This is a genomic window from Anaerosporobacter faecicola (assembly GCF_012070565.1).
Taxonomy (GTDB): Bacteria; Bacillota; Clostridia; order Lachnospirales; family Lachnospiraceae; genus Anaerosporobacter; species Anaerosporobacter faecicola.
In genome coordinates, this window is record NZ_JAAQRO010000053.1 from 1 (window position 1) to 1,875 (window position 1,875).

1 protein-coding gene is annotated in these 1,875 nt (G+C 39.2%); it reads left to right on the forward strand.

Annotation, left to right across the window (positions count from 1 at the left end):
- The first annotated feature begins 141 nt into the window (after nt 1-141).
- Nucleotides 142-1,608 (forward strand): DDE-type integrase/transposase/recombinase, encoded by a 1,467-nt coding sequence (locus HBB17_RS20300; RefSeq protein WP_167959353.1) that lies wholly within the window; start codon nt 142-144, stop codon nt 1,606-1,608.
- The last annotated feature ends 267 nt before the right edge of the window (nt 1,609-1,875 follow it).

Genomic DNA, 1,875 nt, shown 5'->3' on the forward strand with positions numbered 1-1,875 from the left:
GGTAGTGTCAAATTTTACTACCTTTTTTATTGTATAAACCTCGATTTTATGGGAGTTTGCAATAAAAAGAGCAATGACCTCCCTTTTTGAAGTATAATGTAGTCACCACAACAAACAAAATACGAAAGGATTTCATTGCTCATGGACATTATACTTTATTTACTTCAATTCATTCAATACCAACATAAACAAATTTGTTGGCTTATTAACTTTATTTGCAGATATATTCCTCTCAAGCAGTTGGCTTTTGATGATTCCCACTCTCCAAAGTATCAGAAATTCAAAATAGATCAGCTTCCAAAAATCATCTCTTATAAACAGGATTGGGATTGGAAAGACCTTATTTCTTACTACGAGCAGCGTTACCACAAAACTATCAAGCCTGTCTTTCGCCGTGTAGAATGCGATATTCCAGAACACTGTACCTGCCCTGCATGTGATGCTCCTGTGGATTATCTGATGTGGAACGATGGCAAAAAGAAAAGCCAGGTTCTGTGCAAAGTTTGCCAGACACTCTTTTCTCCCACCAAGGATAATCGCTTTTCCAAAACTACTGTTTTGAAGTGCCCGCATTGCAATCACAACCTCGTTCATAAGAAAGACCGTAAACACTTCATCATCCATAAATGTGTAAATCCAAAGTGCCCTTATTATCTTCATAATCTCAAGAAGGTTGATAAAAAGCATCTTGATGAGGATTACGGTAAAAACAAATATAAACTCCACTATATCTACCGCGAATTCACGATAGATTTCTTTAAGATGGACTTAAATTCACTGCCTAAAAATGCGTCTTCTCTCAAATTCACTAAATTTGATTCCAACACGATGTCTCTATGTCTCACCCTTCATGTCAATTTAGGTCTTTCACTCAGAAAAACCAAACAGGCACTTAAGGATCTTTATGGCATTGATATCTCTCATCAAAGTATTGCTAACTACTGTAAATCAGCAGCTATGTGCATCAAACCTTTCGTTGATAACTATGATTATGGCACGAAAGCAGTATTTACTGCCGATGAAACCTATATCAAAATCCGTGGCATTAAAGCTTACATCTGGTTTATCATGGATGCGGCTAGTCGCTCTATTATTGGATATCAGGTCTCTGACAATCGTGGCGTCGGTTCCTGCATTCTTGCCATGAGAATGGCATTCCGGAATCTCAAGGAGCTTCCGAAAAACTTTAAATTCATTGCTGATGGTTACAGTGCCTATCCACTGGCTGCCCAACAGTTCTTCCATGAATTTGGTGATAAATTTAAGTTCGATATCACACAGGTAATTGGACTTACCAATGACGATGAAGTATCAAAACAGTTCAGACCATACAAACAGATGATTGAACGACTGAACCGCACCTACAAGGCTTCTTACAGACCTACAAACGGTTTTGACAGCATCGACGGTGCTAACTATGATTTGGCTCTGTGGGTTGCTTACTATAACTTCCTTCGTCCTCACAAACATGCCGGCTATAAAGTCCTAAATGATGTAGAACTATTAAAAGGAGCTGGAAATATGCCAGGTAAATGGCAACTTTTAATCTTCCTCGGACAACAAACAATCTTAAACTTGCAAAACGGCGAAGCCGCTAACTGTTCTTAGATTCAGAGCCAGAGGTAAGTACACCAGCCACCGCGCAAGCGGCTATGCCCTTGATGGCACGAAAAAGAACTGCTACACTGCTGAAATCGACGGAAAAAAACTAACTGTTCTTGAGTTCTTCGCCGTCGGTGATTAACCTTCAGCAGTTCTTTTTCGTGCTGTCAAGGGTGGCGGCAAGCTACCACAACCTATAATATCTGCAATTTTCAAGGTTCATCTGAGCCTTTTTTCTTTGCTCATTTTTTTCATAAATCATTTGACACTATC

Coding starts and splice junctions, on each gene's coding strand:
- HBB17_RS20300 (WP_167959353.1), top strand. CDS start 142: ATGGACATTATACTTTATTTACTTCAATTCATTCAATACCAACATAAA.